This window comes from Streptomyces sp. NPDC002130 (assembly GCF_040296465.1).
GTDB lineage: Bacteria > Actinomycetota > Actinomycetes > Streptomycetales > Streptomycetaceae > Streptomyces.
In genome coordinates, this window is the sequence record NZ_JBEOXI010001256.1 from 1 (window position 1) to 1,044 (window position 1,044).

Consider the following 1,044-nt stretch of genomic DNA (forward strand, 5'->3'; position numbering starts at 1 on the left):
GTGGTCGGGCCGCACGCCCCTCAGCGCTCCCGACCCCATGGCCACGCCGAGCCCCACCAGCGCACTGGCAGAGCACTCAGCAGCTCCGAGGCACCGCTGAAGGCCGTATAGGCGAGGGCCACCAGCGCCAAAGCGGCGCCGACCCGCGGGCTCAGTGCCGCCGCTCTGACCAACAGCAGAACGGCCCCCAGCAGAATGCTGATGTTGGCGCCGGAGACCGCAGTGAGGTGGGAAAGCCCGGCAACAGTGAAGTTGTCCTTCACCACCGGCGACAGCGACGACGTGTCTCCGACGACCAGGCCAGGCAGCAGACCCGCCTGATCCGGCGGGAGCGCAGCCGAGCACGCAGCGGCGAAACGAGTACGCACCACACTCGCCCATCGCTGGTACCAGGGCGCTTCTCCCACCGCGACGGGAGGCCCTTCGGACGTGATGACGGCGAGTGTGGAATCGCTGCGCCATGGCTTACTCGCCCGGCCGCGAACCGTGAGGCTCTGCCCTGGAACAACGTCGAGCCACGACGAACTGGGCGCCCGGATCGTGACCAATCCGCCTCCGGAGTACCTGTGATTCCGGGCAGTCACCGAATTGACGGTTGCCCTGAAGAAGACCTGACCTTGACCCACTGCGCCAGAGACCACGTGCGGATCCTCAGTTGGTTCCACGTCGACACTCACCCAGGCTCCTTCGAGGGCAGCTCGGGCCAGTGGGTGACTCTCCCCCTCGAACGCCCGCCATCCGCTGACGACACTGCACCCGGCACCGAACAGTAATGCCACCAACATGATTCGCACCCACCCCGTAGATGTCCGGCGCACGACCACGACAGCCAGGATTGCCGCTGGAACCGCGCACGCCACCGCAAGTACCCACGCGGCGACCGCGCCGAACAGGATCCCCACCGCGCTACTCCCCCACGCGGCAACGGCCGACAGAAGCAGTCGAGCGTCGAGAACGGGCCGGACCTCCGATTCGTTCACACCGACACCAGCACTCGTGCAGACCCTGGAGGCCGGGCCGCTGTCCGCCCAGTTCCTCGTGACC

General features: G+C 67.5%; 1 protein-coding gene. It reads right to left on the reverse strand.

The window, feature by feature from the left end:
* Positions 1 to 20 precede the first annotated feature (20 nt).
* Positions 21 to 677 carry a ComEC/Rec2 family competence protein gene (locus ABT116_RS50080; protein ID WP_351648468.1) on the reverse strand — a complete coding sequence of 219 codons (657 nt, stop codon included), beginning with the start codon at positions 675 to 677 and terminating at the stop codon, positions 21 to 23.
* Positions 678 to 1,044 lie beyond the last annotated feature (367 nt).